This window comes from Colwellia marinimaniae, assembly GCF_002207865.1.
GTDB lineage: Bacteria > Pseudomonadota > Gammaproteobacteria > Enterobacterales > Alteromonadaceae > Colwellia > Colwellia marinimaniae.
The window spans coordinates 1-235 of sequence record NZ_BDQM01000517.1 but is presented as its reverse complement, the minus strand read 5'-3'; the positions used below and the strand labels follow the sequence as shown (position 1 = coordinate 235).

The window sequence follows — 235 nt, the reverse complement described above, 5'->3', positions numbered from 1 at the left end:
CATTCCTGCGTTAACCTGTTCCATCGTGGTGATCCCGTTTTCCCGAAAAGCCAGAACCCACTGGCGACGGATTTCGTTCACTTCGTTCTGGTCACGGTTAGCCAGGCTCGCCGGGAAAGTTGCCAGTAACTGGCTGAACACACCGTTGATGATCTGCGCTACCTGCTGTACCTGCGGCTTTTCGTCGTACTGTTCCGGCATGTTGTTGGCGATCCGACGCATCTGCTCACGGTCA

1 protein-coding gene is annotated in these 235 nt (G+C 55.3%); it reads right to left on the bottom strand.

Annotation, left to right across the window (positions count from 1 at the left end; all coding sequences use genetic code 11):
• A partial coding sequence (locus MTCD1_RS20320) for a replication protein P (RefSeq protein WP_268807389.1) occupies window positions 1–235 on the bottom strand: 235 nt, incomplete at both ends.